Origin of the sequence: Pseudomonas sp. PS1(2021), from assembly GCF_020405165.1 — a bacterium.
Taxonomy (GTDB): domain Bacteria; phylum Pseudomonadota; class Gammaproteobacteria; order Pseudomonadales; family Pseudomonadaceae; genus Pseudomonas; species Pseudomonas aeruginosa.
The window spans coordinates 273,924-286,371 of record NZ_CP084484.1 but is presented as its reverse complement, the minus strand read 5'-3'; the positions used below and the strand labels follow the sequence as shown (position 1 = coordinate 286,371).

Sequence of the window (12,448 nt, the reverse complement as noted above, 5' to 3'; positions counted from 1 at the left end):
TCAGAAGTTCACCCCGAAGCTCACCGCGAGGAAGTCGCGGTCGTTGATCGGGTTGTAGTCGCCGCCGAAGAAGTCGGTGTAGCTGATGCTGGCGGTATAGGTGTTCTGGTAGTCGGCATCGAGGCCGACGCTGACGGCCTTGGCGCCCTCGCTGAAGTTCGGCCCGTAGCCCTCGACGTCGTGCGACCAGGCCAGGTTCGGCTTCAGGTTGACCCCGGCGAACACGTTGGGATATTCGAGGATCCCGCGCAGGCGATAGCCCCACGAGTTGCGGGTGTAGAAGCCGTGGCTGTTGCACTCCTGCGGGTTGGCCACGTTGAGCGCGCCGGTGCACAAGGCGTTGTTCGGCAGTTCGCCGATGCCGTAGATGGCGTCGCGGCCGTAGCGCAGGTCGTCGCCGTCGACCCCGCTGAGGTGGTTATAGCCGACTTCGCCGACCACGGTCAGGCGGTCGGCCGCCAGTACCCGGTCGAAGAACTGGGTGACGGTCACCTGTGCCTGGGTCACCGGCTTGCGCACGTAGCCGTTGATCACCTCGCCGGCGCGCGGGGTGGCGAAGCCGCTGTCGTAGATCGGGTTGCCGAACAGGGTGGTCGGGTAGATCGCGGCGATCGACATGTCGGTGCTGTTGATTTGTAGCGGCATGTTCGGCCGGTAGCTCAGCTCGCCGGCCACCGAGGTGCTGCCGATGTTGGTCTGGAAGCTCAGGCCGTAGAGGCGGATGTCCTCGGGATAGTCGATGAAGTAATAGCCGGTGGAGCGGCCGGTGACCGGGTCGGAGGTGGCTAGGCCGTTGCCGGCGATCACACTGTAGTACGGGTTGCGACTGTGGTAGTTCATCGCGTACAGGCCGAACTCGGTGTCGTTCAGCTCCGCCGCGTACCAACGCAGGGCCAGGCCCCACTGGCCGCTGTCGCGGGCATCGCGATCGCCGGCGCGCGGCAGGTAGCGGTAGCCGTTGGCCGGGTTCGGGTCGAAGTCGCTGCCGGCGTAGACCATCCGCTCGCAGCCATCGGCGACCACGTCGGTGGTGGAGAAGAAGGTGCCGCAGTTGTCGATCACCGTCTGGTCCCACTCCAACTGGTAGAAGCCTTCGACGGTCAGCGCGTCGCTGATGCCCTGGGACAGGTAGAGCATGTTCACCGGGATCAGGCCTTCCTTGATCTCCGCGCCGGGCCGGCGGAAGGCGGCGACGTCCATCGGATTGATGCTGTTGATCGAGTTCTGGATGAACGTGCTCTCGCCCCAGCTCACCACCTGCTTGCCGACCCGCACGCTGCCGGGCAGGTCGCCGATGCTGTAGTTGTGGTAGAGGAAGGCATCGAGCAGCTGCGCCCCGGAGGACTTGGCGCCCTCCTTGCGATTGTGGTCGTCGATGTCGTAGAGCAGGCGGTGTTCGTCCTTCAGCTCGAAGTCGTACCAGTACTTGCCACGGAAGAACGCGCCGGTATCGCCGTACTTGAGTTCGAGATCGTGGATGCCCTTGAAGATCTTCGAGAAGGTTTCGCCCTTCTTGAAGTTGAGCCGGCCGTCGTCGGAGGTCTGCGACGAGGCGTGGCCGCCGTTGCGGGTGCCGATGTAGTCCTTGTCGGCGGAACGCATGGACCAGCTGGCCCCCACCGACAGCGACGAGTCGAATTGCCCTTCGATCTCCCCGATGTTGAATGACACGGCCGAGGCCTGGGTGGCGCAACCCAGGGCTGTGGCCGCAGCGAGTGCGTGCAGAGGGAAGATTCCGCGCCTTTTTGTTGTTGTCATGCGGCTCTCCTGACAGGGTCGAGGTGGCTACACCCTACCCAGCGGCCCGAACGGCGGTAAGCGCACCAAGGAGGTATTCCGGCTGTCGCCCGAAAGAGTGAACAGGGGCCCTGGAAAGCGCCTCCGCGAACGCCATATGCAGGATGGATACGCCGTCATCCAGTGCATGGATGACGGCGCGGCACTGTTCCGCCGGCGACGGCGATGGCATCCTTCGCTGCATGCAGCCCGAACAGACCATTCCCGCCGACCGCGACCTCGCCGACGCCACCCGCGAGACGGTCATGCGCTATCACCTCAGCTGGAAGCACCGCGACATCGACGCGGTGATGGCGCTCTATCATCCCGAGGTCGAATACAACGACTTCTTCCAGAACCGCCGGATGCGCCTGGCCGATCTCCGCGAGTACGTCGAGGCGACCATGCCCAAGGGCCCCGACGAGTCGCTGGAGCATACCGACCGTATCCGCTTCGACGGCGATACCGCCTTCATCCAGTACCGCCTGCGGGTGACCCTCAGCGGCCGCCTGGCTTCGTTCCGCGCCAGCGAGGCGATCACCGTGCGCGACGGCCTGATCTGGCGCATCAACGAATACGCCTCGCTGGTCCACGAAAGCGGCGGCGGAGCCCAGGCCGGCGGCGACGGCCGGCCGCCGGCCAGCCGCCTGGGGCTTTCGGCCAAGCAGCTGAGCCTGCTGGCGCGCGACCTGGAGCACTACTTCCAGCAGGCCCAGCCCTATCTCGATCCGGACCTGGACCTGACCCAGGTGGCCAATGCCACCGGCTATACGCGCAACCAGATTTCCTACCTGCTCAACCAGGTGCTCGGCCTGAGCTTCTACCAGTACGTCAACCAGACCCGCCTGCAACACCTGCTCGGCCAGCTTTCCGGCGAGCTGCCCGGACGGGTCGACGAACTGGCCTTCGCCGCCGGCTTCAATTCGCTGTCGGCCTTCTACCGCTGCTTCCGCCAGCACACCGGCCAGTCTCCGCGCGAATACCTGAAGCGCCTGTCGTCGCGCCGCTGAGATTTCCCAGCGGACCCGCGCGCACGACAGGCGCACGGCATCTTCCTACTCTCGCCGCATCCCCCTTCCCTCTCGCTATGGAGCCCTCTATGTCGGCCTGGCGCCACCTCAGCCTGTGGATGAATCAACTGGACGATCCGCTCGAAGCGCGCCCGTCCCTGGAAGAATCCCTCGAGGTCGACGTGGCCATCGTCGGCGCCGGCTACACCGGCCTCTGGACCGCCTATTACCTGAAGCGCCGGGCGCCGCAGTTGCGCGTCGCCATCGTCGAGGCGGAAACCGCCGGCTTCGGCGCCTCGGGGCGCAACGGCGGCTGGCTGATGGGCAACCTGCTCGGCGAGGACGGCCTGCTCGCCGGCTTGCCGCCGGAGCGGCGCCGGGCCGGCTACGACCTGCTGCACGGGATTCCCGACGAGGTCGCGCGGGTGCTGCAAGAGGAAGGCATCGACTGCGACTACCGCAAGGGTGGCGTGCTCTACTGCGCGGCGCGCTACCCGGAACAGGAACGCCGCCTGCGTGCCTATCTGCATGATCTCTATGCCGAAGGCCTGGACGAAAGCGACTACCGCTGGCTGACGCCGCAGGAACTCGACCAGCAGTTGCGCATCCCCGGCAGCTACGGGGCGATCCATTCGCCGCACTGCGCCACCATCCAGCCGGCCAGGCTCGCGCGCGGCCTGGCCTGCGCGGTGGAGCGCCTGGGCGTGCGGCTGTTCGAGAAGAGCCGGGTGCTGCACTGGCAACGCGGCCGGCTGCGCACCGAGCGCGGCGAACTGCGCGCCGAATGGATCGTGCCGGCGGTGGAAGGCTATGCCGCCAGCCTGCCGCCGCTGGGCCACTACCAGTTGCCGGTGCAGAGCCTGCTGGTGGCCACCGAGCCGCTGCCGTCGTCGGTCTGGGCGGAGATCGGCCTGGAACGCGGCCAGGCCTTCAGCGAATTCAGCCGCCAGGTCACCTACGGCCAGCGCACCGCCGACGACCGCCTGGCCTTCGGCGCGCGCGGCGGCTACCGCTTCGGCGGCAAGCTACGCAGCGACTTCAGCCTCGACGACGAAGAAGTCGGCCTGCGTCGCTACCTGTTCGGCGAGCTCTTCCCGCTGCTCAAGGACGCCAGGATCAGCCACACCTGGGGCGGCAATCTCGGCATGGCCCGGCGCTTCCGCCCGCACATGCTGCTCGACCGCGCCAGCGGCATCGCCCTCTCCGGCGGCTACGGCGGCGAAGGGGTCGGCGCCAGCAACCTCGGCGGCCGCACCCTGGCCGCGCTGATCCTCGGCGAGGACAGCGAGCTGCTGCGGCAGCCCTGGGTGCTGGGCGAGCGATCGCTGGACAGCCTGGCCCGCTGGGAACCGGAACCCTGCCGCTGGCTCGGCTACAACGCGATCATCCGCAGTTTCGTCCATGAGGACCGGGTCCTTGCCGATCCGCACAGCGCACCCTGGCGACGCAGCCTGGCGCAAACCCTCGCGGCCGGCATGGAAAGCCTGATGCGCTGAGAATCCCCTCCACCTCCCACAGAGGAAAAACCGCATGGCCCTGACCCTTCTGAAAAATACCGCCGGCGCCGATCTTGGCGCCGCCAGCCCGGTCGCGGTGCCCCTTGGCGAGCCGGTCGCGCAGACCCGCGCCTACGCCGTGGAGCGCACCGACCAGGTGGAAACCGGCATCTGGGAATGCACCCCCGGACGCTGGCGGCGGCAGATCGTCGAGCAGGAGTTCTGCCACTTCCTGCAAGGCCGCTGCACCTTCACCCCGGACGGCGGCGAGACCATCCGCATCGAGGCCGGCGATGCCCTGCTGCTGCCGGAGAACAGTCTCGGCGTGTGGGATGTGCAGGAAACCGTGCGCAAGAGCTACGTGATCATCCATCGCTAGCCCGCGCGGCGCGACGGCGTCACTCGAAGCGCCCGTGGCGCCCCTCGCCGTCCTTGAAGCGCTGCGCGCCCTCCAGGGTCTCGCCGCTCTCGATCACCGCCAGCCCGCCCTGGAATTCGTTGGCCAGGGCCACGTCGAAGGACAGTTCCCACTGCGCGTATACGCTGGCGCGGTCGGCGAGCATGCAGGTCTGCGGGAAGGCGGCGAGTTCCGCCGCCAGCTCCTCGGCCTCGGCTCGCGCCGAACCGCTCGGCACCACCCGGTTGGCCAGGCCGATCTGCAACGCTTCGTCGGCCTTCACCGGACGCCCGGTAAGGATCAGGTCGAGCGCCCGGCCCTGCCCGACGATCCGCGGCAGGCGCACGCTGCCGCCATCGATCAGCGGCACCCCGAAGCGCCGGCAGAACACTCCGCAGATGGCGTCCTCGGCCATCACCCGCAGGTCGGCGAGCAGCGCCAGCTCCAGCCCGCCGGCCACCGCATAGCCTTCGATGGCGGCAATCAGCGGCTTGCCGAGCTGCATGCGGCTAGGCCCCATCGGCCCGTCGCCCTCCGCCTCCAGGCGATTGCGCCGCTCGCCATCCTCGGCCACCGCGGCGAGGTCGGCGCCGGCGCAGAAATTGCCGCCGCTGCCGGTGAGTACCGCGACCCGCGCCGTATCGTCCGCTTCGAATTCGCGCAGGGCGTCGGCCAGGGCCTGGGCGGTCGGCCGGTCCACCGCATTGCGCCGCTCCGGGCGAGCGATGACCAGGGTGGTGACCGGGCCGTTGCGTTCGACGATGACACTCATGACAGACTCCCTGCGGAAAAAGCGAAAGAAGACACCGGCCGGATGGCAGAAGACCGGCGTCAGCCGGTCTTCACCTTAGTCCTTTTCCCGCGGCCGCGCCGCATCCGCCGGGCGTCTCAGAGCGCGTGCTTCTGCAGGTTGGCCATCATTTCACGAAGCGCCTCGACATTGTCCGCCGGGTGCGCGGCGTTCTCGAAGTCGCAGATCTGCTGCCAGTGCGCGGCCACGTCCTCCGCGTCGAAGCCAGCCTTCGGATCGAAGCCGAAGCCCAGGCTGCGTTCCCAGCGCACCTTGCCGATCCAGCCACCGCCGACCTCATAGAGCCCCGAGGTATCCTCGCAGGCCGAGCTGCCGAGGTAGACCACCAGCGGGCTGACCAACTCCGGCTTGAGCTGCTCGAAGACCTGCGGCGGGATCAGCCCCTCGGTCATCCGCGTACCGCCGGTGGGGGCGATGGCGTTGACCAGGATATTGTTCTTGCGTCCTTCCAGGGCCAGGGTGCGGGTCAGGCCATAGAGGCCGAGCTTGGCCATGCCGTAGTTGCTCTGGCCGAAGTTGCCGTAGATGCCCGAGGTCGAGGAGGTGAACACCACCCGCCCGTAGGCCTGCTCGCGCAAGTGTGGCCAGGCGGCGCGAGTGACCTTGTAGGCGCCTTCGACATGCACCTGGTAGACCAGGTCCCAGTCGGCGTCCTCCATCTTGTGGAAGGTCTTGTCACGCAGGATGCCGGCATTGTTGACCACCACGTCGACGCGACCGAAGGCGTCCAGCGCGTTCTCCACTATCCTGCCGCCGTCCGTGACCGAGTCGTGGTTGGCCACCGCGGTGCCGCCGGCGGCTCGGATTTCCGCCACCACCTTGTCCGCCGCCGAGGCACTGGCGCCTTCGCCATGGGTGCTGCCGCCGAGGTCGTTGACCACCACCCTGGCGCCATGCTTCGCGAACAGCAGGGCGTGGGCGCGGCCAAGGCCGCCGCCGGCTCCGGTGACGATCACGACTTGGTCGTCGAAACGCAGGGCATCGCTCATGTTCGGGACTCCAGGGCAGTAGGAAGGATTGCCCGAGTGTCGGCCAGCCCGCCGGCGGGGACAAGGCTTCGCGCCGCCATGAATGGCGCCCGATAAGGCAGCGGGATGTTCCGCTTCAGTCGAACGGAATGTACAGCCGGCCACGCGGGCCGAGCTTGAACAGCCACCAGTCGTAGTTGTGCCGGACCACCACCAGCAGCAGGCTGCCGAGCAACGCGAGGCCGGCGCCGACGGCGTACCAGCGACTGCCTTCCTGCCAGCACAGGTAGCCGAGCCCGAGCGCCAGCAGCAGGCCGAGTTCGGCGAGGACCATCCCGGACTGGCGGATGAACGGCTGCGCCTGCACCATCTGGCGGAACAACCAGGAGCCCTCGTCGAACACGCGCAAGGGAGAAACGGGATCGTGCATGGAGACCTCCATGGGTGACGAAACGCCTCGTCCAGCGAGGCGCCAGCACCCTAGCCCCGATCCTTGCGCGATGGCACTTGCTGCAATCTCAAACTCGCTTAAGAAAACTCTGAATCATCCAGTCGGGCGCGAAACGCCAGGTAATGTTCGAGCACCGCCGCCGGCGCTTCGATCTGCGGATAATGGCCGATGCCATCGAGCAGCACGCAGTCGGCATCGGCGACCAGTTGCCGGTAGCGCTCGACCATGTGCGCCCCGGAGATCGGGTCGACGGCGCCGTCGATCACCCGCAACGGCACCCCGCCGTGCTGCAACGCCGCCACCCAGCGCTCACGCTGCTCGCGGCGGTCGACGATGTAGCGGATCAGGCGATGCATCACCCGCTGCCCCTGGTTGCTTTCGATCAGGCTCCAGAAGGCATCCAGCTCGGTCTCGCCGGGCTGGCTGCGCGGGCCGAAGACCTTGGCGAAGTTGCGCGCCAGGGCGCGGCGGTCGAACAGCCGGCCGAACAGCCCGCCCAACGGGCTCAGCAACAGCTTCTGGCTGAGCACCGGGCGGTGCGTTTCCGGGAACAGCCCACCATTGAGGAACACGCAGGAGGCGAGCCGCAGCCGGCCTTCGTGATGGCGGGCGAGCAGTTCCTGGGCGACGCTGTCGCCGTAGTCGTGGGCCAGCACGTGCAGCGGCTCGTCGATTCCCAGGCGGCCGAGCAGCGCCTGTTGCAGGTCGGCCTGCTCCAGCAGGCTGTAGCGATGGGCGCGCGGCTTGGCCGAATCGCCGAAGCCGAGCAGGTCGCAGACCAGCACGCGGTAGCGCTGCGCCAGCGGCTCCCAGAGGTAGTGCCAGTCCCAGGCGGCGCTGGGAAAACCGTGGATCAGCAGCAACGGCCGACCCTGCCCGGCTTCCCAGTAGCGGATCGGGAAGCCCTTGAAATCCAGGGTGCGGCCCCGCCTCCGCCAGGCCTCCAGGGGAATGCCGGGCAGCGCCGCGGTCACTGGCGGTAGCCCGGGTTCTGCTGGTCGAGCTTGCGCAGCAGCGCCGGCCAGGCGAGCTGGCCGCCCATGCCGGTCTTGCTGCGCATCACCCCGGCGATCATGTCGCGCGCGCCGGCGAGGATCTGCCCCGGGATGTGGATCAGCTCGGCGCCGCCGCTCTGCGCCATCACCTGTACCTCGCAGGCGCGTTGCAGGGTGAACATCATGAGGAAGGTATCGGCGATGGAACCGCCGCAGGTGAGCAGGCCGTGGTTGGGCAGGATCAGGAAATTGCTGGCCCCCAGGTCGGCCTGCAGGCGGGCCTTTTCCTCATGGTTCAGGGCGACGCCCTCGTAGGCGTGGTAGGACAGGCTGGAGAGCACGAACAACGATTGCTGCGACAGCGGCAACAGGCCCTGCTTCTGGCAGGACACCGCGATCCCCGCGGCGGTATGGGTGTGCAGCACGCACTCGACGTCGTGGCGGACCTCGTGCACCGCGCTATGGATGGTGTAGCCGGCCGGGTTGATCTCGTAGGGGCTGTCCATCAGCTTCTTGCCGCTGGCATCCACCTTCACCAGGCTGGAGGCGGTGATCTCGTGGAACATCAGGCCGAACGGGTTGATCAGGAAGTCCTCGGTGCCCGGCACCTTGGCCGAGATGTGGGTGAAGATCAGGTCGTCCCAACCGTGCAGGGCGACCAGCCGGTAGCAGGCAGCGAGATCGACGCGGGTCTGCCATTCGGCGGCGGAGACCTGGGCTTGCACATCGGCGGGCAGGGAGTGAACGGCGGTCACGGCGGCATCCTCTTTTGTCGTTATCGGATGCCCGCAGTCTAGCCCCGCCCTCCTCCGGCGACTGTCGCCGGGCTTACACTCGCGCGCCGGCTGAATGGCGGAGGATTCAGCCGGCCTATGCGCGCAGGCTACAGGCAGTGGGCGACCAGGGGCGCGACCAGCAGGTTGAACAGCCCGGTGAGAACCATCAGCAGACCGGCCGCCGAACCTTCCTCGCCGCCGAACTCGTAGGCCCGACTGGTGCCGGCGCCGTGCGCGCCGACGCCGAACAGCGCGCCGCGGGCCAGCGGCGTGCGCAAGCGCAGGACGCGCAGCAGGGTGCCGCCGATCACCGCGCCGAACACCCCGGTGATCATCACGAAGGCGGCGGTCAGTTCCGGCACGCCACCCAGGTCGTGGGACATCTCCATGGCGAACGGCGTGGTGATCGAGCGCGGCAGCAACGACAGCGTGACCTGGCCGTCCAGCGCCAGGGCCTGGGCCAGCGCCCAGGAGCTGCCGATGGCCACCGCGGTGCCGGCGAACATCCCGGCCAGCAGCGCCGGCCAGTGGCGCATCAGCAGCTCGCGCTGCTGCCAGATCGGGATGGCGAAGGCCACCGTCGCCGGACCGAGCAGCGCCACCAGCCAATTGGTGTCGCGGGCGTAGTCGGCGTAGCGGGTATGGGTGGGAATCGCCAGGGCGTAGAGCAGCACCGGGACGAACACGATGGGCGACAGCCAGTACCACTTCACCCGGCGGTACAGCTGGCGGCTCAGCAGGTAGCCGCCGACGGTCGCCGCCAACCAGAACAGGGCTTGCTTATCGAGACTCATGGCGCGCCCTCCAGCGGCACATCCACTCCACCGACACCGCGGTGACCAGCATCACCAGCAGGGTGCTGAGCATGATCACCAGGAGGATGCGCCAGCCCTCGCTGCGTAGCAGCGCGCCGTAGTCGAGCAGGCTCATCAGCGCCGGGATGAAGAACAGCAACATCTCCGCCAGCAACAGGCCGGCGCCGGCCTGCAGCCAGGCCGGACGCAGCAGGCCGCTGGCGAACAGCAGCAACAGCGCCGCCAGGCCGACCACCCCGCCCGGCAGCGGCAGGCCGATGGCCTTCGCCAGCCAGCCGCCAGCCCACCAGAAGGCGATGAGTACCGCCAGTTCGGCGGCAAGGCGGGACAGACGGCGGACGAGCGGGGGCAACATGGGAAAGGCCTTGGCTGGGAAATCGGGGATGGAGAAAGGATAAGGCCCGGCCTATCATCCCCAAAGCGAATTGTCCGCATGAGAGCCATTCCAGAATGGAATTCCGTCAACTCCGCAGCTTCGTCGAAGTGGTCCGCCAGGGCAGCTTCACCCAGGCGGCGCAGGTCCGCCACGCCAGCCAGTCGACCATCAGCAAGCAGGTCGCCCAACTGGAGCAGAGCCTTGGCGTGCAGGTATTGGAACGCAACGGGCCGCACGTGCGCCTGACCGACGCCGGCGCCGTGGTGTTTCGCCGCGCCGAGGAGATGCTGCGGCTGCGCCGCGACCTGCTCAGCGAACTGGACGACCTCAGCCAGCTCAACCGCGGCGAACTGCGCCTGGGCCTGCCGCTGCTCGGCGCCGACGCGCTGTTCGCCCAACGCTTCGCCGAATACCGGCGGCGCTATCCGAACATCGCCGTGCACCTGGTGGAAGGCGGCAGCAAGACCATGGAGCAGGCGGTGCTGGCCGGCGAGCTGGAGTTGGCCGGCAGCCTCACCCCGGCAGACGACGGCTTCGACTACCAGCCGTTCTGCAACGAACCGCTGGACGTGCTGCTGCCGGCCGGGCATCCCAAGGCCGCTGCCGCCAGCGTCGCCCTCGGCGAACTGGCGGACAGCCCGTTCCTGCTCTACCAGCAGAGCTTCACCCTCAACGACCGCCTGCTGCGCGCCTGCCTGGAGGCCGGCTTCAGCCCGCGCGAAGGCGGCCGCAGCGGCCAGGCCGACTTCCTCGGCGCGCTGGTGGCGGCCAACCAGGGAGTGGTGCTGCTACCACGGGTGATCGCTCGCGAGATCGAACGCCCGGGAGTGGTGCGGGTCCTGCTCAGGGAGCCGGACCTGCGCTGGGACATCGCCTTCATCTGGCACCGTGGCGGCTACCTGTCGCGGGCGGCGCAGGCCTGGCTGGAGCTGCTGCGCGAGCAGCCGCTGGAGGAAAGCCCGGCGTAGGACGAATAACCGCCAGCTCGGCAGAGGCTACGGCGGATAACGCCTGGGGGCGTTATTCGCCCTACCGCTTGCTCCCTCCCCGTGTAGGGCGAATAACCGCTACGCGGTTATCCGCCACCTCGGCAGGCGTTTCGGCGGATAACGCCTGGGGCGTTATTCGCCCTACCGCTTGTCCCCTCCCCGTGTAGGGCGAATAACCGCTACGCGGTTATCCGCCGCCTCGGCGGGGCAGGCCCGGGATCAGCCCTTGAGGGCGGCGGCGAACTCGGCCAGCCAAGGCTCGGCGTCGGTCTCGGGGGTAACGGTTTCGCTGGCATCCAGGCGCAGCATCGGCAGCACTTCACGCACGCCCAGTTCGCCGAACAGTTCGCGAACCTGCTCGCCGCCACCGCAGAACGTGTCGCCGTAGCTCGAATCGCCCAGGCCGATGACCCCGCCCGGCAGGCCGTGCCAGGCCGGCAGTTGGTCGCGGATCGCGTAGTACAGCGGTTGCAGGTTGTCCGGCAGTTCGCCCATGCCGGTGGTCGAGGTCACCACCAGGAATGCCTCGGGGGCGAAGGCCTTGAGTTCGTCGAGGCTGGCGCGGGGCAGATGGGAGGCCTCGAGGCCGGCCGCGGACAGCAATTTCTGGGCGTGCCGGGCGACTTCTTCGGCGGTGCCGTAGACCGAGCCGGAGAGAATGGCGACTTTCATGAACACTCCGTAAGCCAACAGGGGTAAGCCGGGCATTATGCCGCATGCGTACGCCGAGCGGGACGCACCGAATCAATGCAGACAGGCCGCAAAAGCACCATTTCGGTGCGCTCCCTGTCATCGGGATGTCATCGCGCTGCCGTAGACACGGCAGCGAACCTTCGCCACCACGGCGGGAACGATCCTTGCCTGTCCTCCGACGCAGCCCACCACCCCCGGCGCTGCGCCGTTGTCCGAGGGCGCCCACGAAGCGCGCTCAACCGTTCCAGGAGATACACGATGTCTACCGCTCCCGTTACCCTGCTGGTGGCCCGCCGCGTCGCCGCCGGCCGTTACCGCGACTTCCTCGCCTGGCAGCGCGAAGGCGAAGCCCTCGCCGCCGACTTCCCCGGCTACCTCGGCTCCGGGGCGCTGGCGCCGCCCGCCGGCGGAGACGAATTCCAGATGATCTTTCGCTTCGCCGACGACGCCACCCTCGCCGCCTGGGCCCACTCCGCCTCGCGCCAGGCCTGGCTCGAACGCGGCCAGGGACTCTTCGACGAACCGCGCGAGCGCCGCGCCCACGGACTCGCCGCCTGGTTCGACGACAACCGCAAACCGCCGCGCTGGAAGCAGAGCGTGGCGATCTGGCTCGCGTTCTTCCCGGTCTCGCTGGCCTTCAACCTCGGCGCCGGCCCCTACCTCGGCGAGCTGTCGCTGGCCGCGCGGGTGCTGCTCAGCACCCTGGTCCTCACCCCGTTGATGACCTACTGGTTCATCCCTCTCTCCAGCCGTCTGCTCGCCCCCTGGCTGCACCGCCGCCCGCAGCGCGCCGCCAGCCTGCCGGAAGCGCACTGACGGCTTGCCGCCCACCCCGGCGGGGTGGGCCGTAGCGCAAGGCTTTGCCCGACTGGCTCAGTCGGGTACCCTGCATCCA

Annotated in this window: 14 protein-coding genes; 5 read left to right on the top strand and 9 right to left on the bottom strand. The window is 68.2% G+C overall.

The features are described from left to right. A complete protein-coding gene (locus tag LE197_RS01410) occupies positions 1 to 1,758 on the bottom strand; it encodes a DUF1302 domain-containing protein (RefSeq protein ID WP_033975537.1) in 1,758 nt (585 codons plus the stop codon). A gap of 284 nt (positions 1,759 to 2,042) precedes the next feature. Between LE197_RS01410 and LE197_RS01405 the strand changes: the two genes are divergently transcribed. The 3 genes from LE197_RS01405 (at position 2,043) to LE197_RS01395 (ending at position 4,661) form a co-directional block, all read left to right on the top strand. Then, positions 2,043 to 2,786 (top strand): AraC family transcriptional regulator, encoded by a 744-nt coding sequence (locus LE197_RS01405; RefSeq protein ID WP_003119583.1) that lies wholly within the window; start codon positions 2,043 to 2,045, stop codon positions 2,784 to 2,786. Positions 2,787 to 2,875: 89 nt separating this feature from the next. Beyond that, the gene (locus tag LE197_RS01400) at positions 2,876 to 4,282 is read left to right on the top strand and encodes an NAD(P)/FAD-dependent oxidoreductase (RefSeq protein ID WP_033968507.1); all 1,407 of its coding nucleotides are present in this window, start codon (positions 2,876 to 2,878) and stop codon (positions 4,280 to 4,282) included. A 34-nt stretch (positions 4,283 to 4,316) separates the two neighbouring features. After that, complete coding sequence (locus LE197_RS01395) at positions 4,317 to 4,661, top strand: cupin domain-containing protein (RefSeq protein WP_003091873.1); 345 nt, start codon at positions 4,317 to 4,319, stop codon at positions 4,659 to 4,661. A 19-nt stretch (positions 4,662 to 4,680) separates the two neighbouring features. Here LE197_RS01395 and LE197_RS01390 read toward each other — a convergent pair whose 3' ends face one another. The 7 genes from LE197_RS01390 to LE197_RS01360 all read right to left on the bottom strand — a co-directional run bounded on the left by LE197_RS01390 (position 4,681) and on the right by LE197_RS01360 (position 9,850). Beyond that, entirely contained in the window at positions 4,681 to 5,451 is a 771-nt protein-coding gene (locus tag LE197_RS01390) for a crotonase/enoyl-CoA hydratase family protein (RefSeq protein WP_003091874.1), read from the bottom strand. A 116-nt stretch (positions 5,452 to 5,567) separates the two neighbouring features. Then, a complete protein-coding gene (locus tag LE197_RS01385; protein ID WP_003111019.1) occupies positions 5,568 to 6,479 on the bottom strand; it encodes an SDR family oxidoreductase in 912 nt (303 codons plus the stop codon). Between the two features lie 115 nt (positions 6,480 to 6,594). Then, positions 6,595 to 6,888, bottom strand: a complete 294-nt coding sequence (locus tag LE197_RS01380) for a hypothetical protein (RefSeq protein ID WP_003111018.1) — start codon at positions 6,886 to 6,888, stop codon at positions 6,595 to 6,597. Between the two features lie 98 nt (positions 6,889 to 6,986). Further along, positions 6,987 to 7,883, bottom strand: coding sequence for an alpha/beta fold hydrolase (locus LE197_RS01375; RefSeq protein ID WP_003102328.1), 897 nt, complete (start codon positions 7,881 to 7,883; stop codon positions 6,987 to 6,989). Next, a complete protein-coding gene (locus LE197_RS01370; protein WP_003114490.1) occupies positions 7,880 to 8,659 on the bottom strand; it encodes a class II aldolase/adducin family protein in 780 nt (259 codons plus the stop codon). The genes LE197_RS01375 and LE197_RS01370 overlap by 4 nt, the downstream gene beginning before the upstream one ends. A 128-nt stretch (positions 8,660 to 8,787) precedes the next feature. Continuing rightward, on the bottom strand, positions 8,788 to 9,474 hold the full coding sequence (locus tag LE197_RS01365; protein WP_003102323.1) for an LrgB family protein: 687 nt from the start codon (positions 9,472 to 9,474) through the stop codon (positions 8,788 to 8,790). After that, entirely contained in the window at positions 9,461 to 9,850 is a 390-nt protein-coding gene (locus LE197_RS01360; RefSeq protein ID WP_003091885.1) for a CidA/LrgA family protein, read from the bottom strand. Before LE197_RS01360 ends, LE197_RS01365 begins: the two co-directional genes overlap by 14 nt. Positions 9,851 to 9,945: 95 nt before the next feature. Between LE197_RS01360 and LE197_RS01355 the strand changes: the two genes are divergently transcribed. Further along, positions 9,946 to 10,839 carry a LysR family transcriptional regulator gene (locus LE197_RS01355; RefSeq protein WP_196752377.1) on the top strand — a complete coding sequence of 298 codons (894 nt, stop codon included), beginning with the start codon at positions 9,946 to 9,948 and terminating at the stop codon, positions 10,837 to 10,839. A 240-nt stretch (positions 10,840 to 11,079) separates the two neighbouring features. Here the strand turns inward: LE197_RS01355 and LE197_RS01350 are convergent, their stop codons facing one another. Further along, on the bottom strand, positions 11,080 to 11,532 hold the full coding sequence (locus LE197_RS01350; protein ID WP_003102319.1) for a flavodoxin: 453 nt from the start codon (positions 11,530 to 11,532) through the stop codon (positions 11,080 to 11,082). A 279-nt stretch (positions 11,533 to 11,811) separates the two neighbouring features. Between LE197_RS01350 and LE197_RS01345 the strand changes: the two genes are divergently transcribed. Further along, positions 11,812 to 12,369: an antibiotic biosynthesis monooxygenase gene (locus LE197_RS01345; RefSeq protein ID WP_003102317.1), complete on the top strand. Its 558-nt coding sequence runs from the start codon at positions 11,812 to 11,814 to the stop codon at positions 12,367 to 12,369. Positions 12,370 to 12,448: the final 79 nt, after the last annotated feature.

What these genes read in the sequence shown, in the direction of transcription:
- LE197_RS01410 (WP_033975537.1), bottom strand. Translation starts at nt 1,758, where the DNA reads ATGACAACAACAAAAAGGCGCGGAATCTTCCCTCTGCACGCACTCGCT.
- LE197_RS01405 (WP_003119583.1), top strand. Translation starts at nt 2,043, where the DNA reads ATGCGCTATCACCTCAGCTGGAAGCACCGCGACATCGACGCGGTGATG.
- LE197_RS01400 (WP_033968507.1), top strand. Translation starts at nt 2,876, where the DNA reads ATGTCGGCCTGGCGCCACCTCAGCCTGTGGATGAATCAACTGGACGAT.
- LE197_RS01395 (WP_003091873.1), top strand. Translation starts at nt 4,317, where the DNA reads ATGGCCCTGACCCTTCTGAAAAATACCGCCGGCGCCGATCTTGGCGCC.
- LE197_RS01390 (WP_003091874.1), bottom strand. Translation starts at nt 5,451, where the DNA reads ATGAGTGTCATCGTCGAACGCAACGGCCCGGTCACCACCCTGGTCATC.
- LE197_RS01385 (WP_003111019.1), bottom strand. Translation starts at nt 6,479, where the DNA reads ATGAGCGATGCCCTGCGTTTCGACGACCAAGTCGTGATCGTCACCGGA.
- LE197_RS01380 (WP_003111018.1), bottom strand. Translation starts at nt 6,888, where the DNA reads ATGCACGATCCCGTTTCTCCCTTGCGCGTGTTCGACGAGGGCTCCTGG.
- LE197_RS01365 (WP_003102323.1), bottom strand. Translation starts at nt 9,474, where the DNA reads ATGAGTCTCGATAAGCAAGCCCTGTTCTGGTTGGCGGCGACCGTCGGC.
- LE197_RS01360 (WP_003091885.1), bottom strand. Translation starts at nt 9,850, where the DNA reads ATGTTGCCCCCGCTCGTCCGCCGTCTGTCCCGCCTTGCCGCCGAACTG.
- LE197_RS01355 (WP_196752377.1), top strand. Translation starts at nt 9,946, where the DNA reads ATGGAATTCCGTCAACTCCGCAGCTTCGTCGAAGTGGTCCGCCAGGGC.
- LE197_RS01350 (WP_003102319.1), bottom strand. Translation starts at nt 11,532, where the DNA reads ATGAAAGTCGCCATTCTCTCCGGCTCGGTCTACGGCACCGCCGAAGAA.
- LE197_RS01345 (WP_003102317.1), top strand. Translation starts at nt 11,812, where the DNA reads ATGTCTACCGCTCCCGTTACCCTGCTGGTGGCCCGCCGCGTCGCCGCC.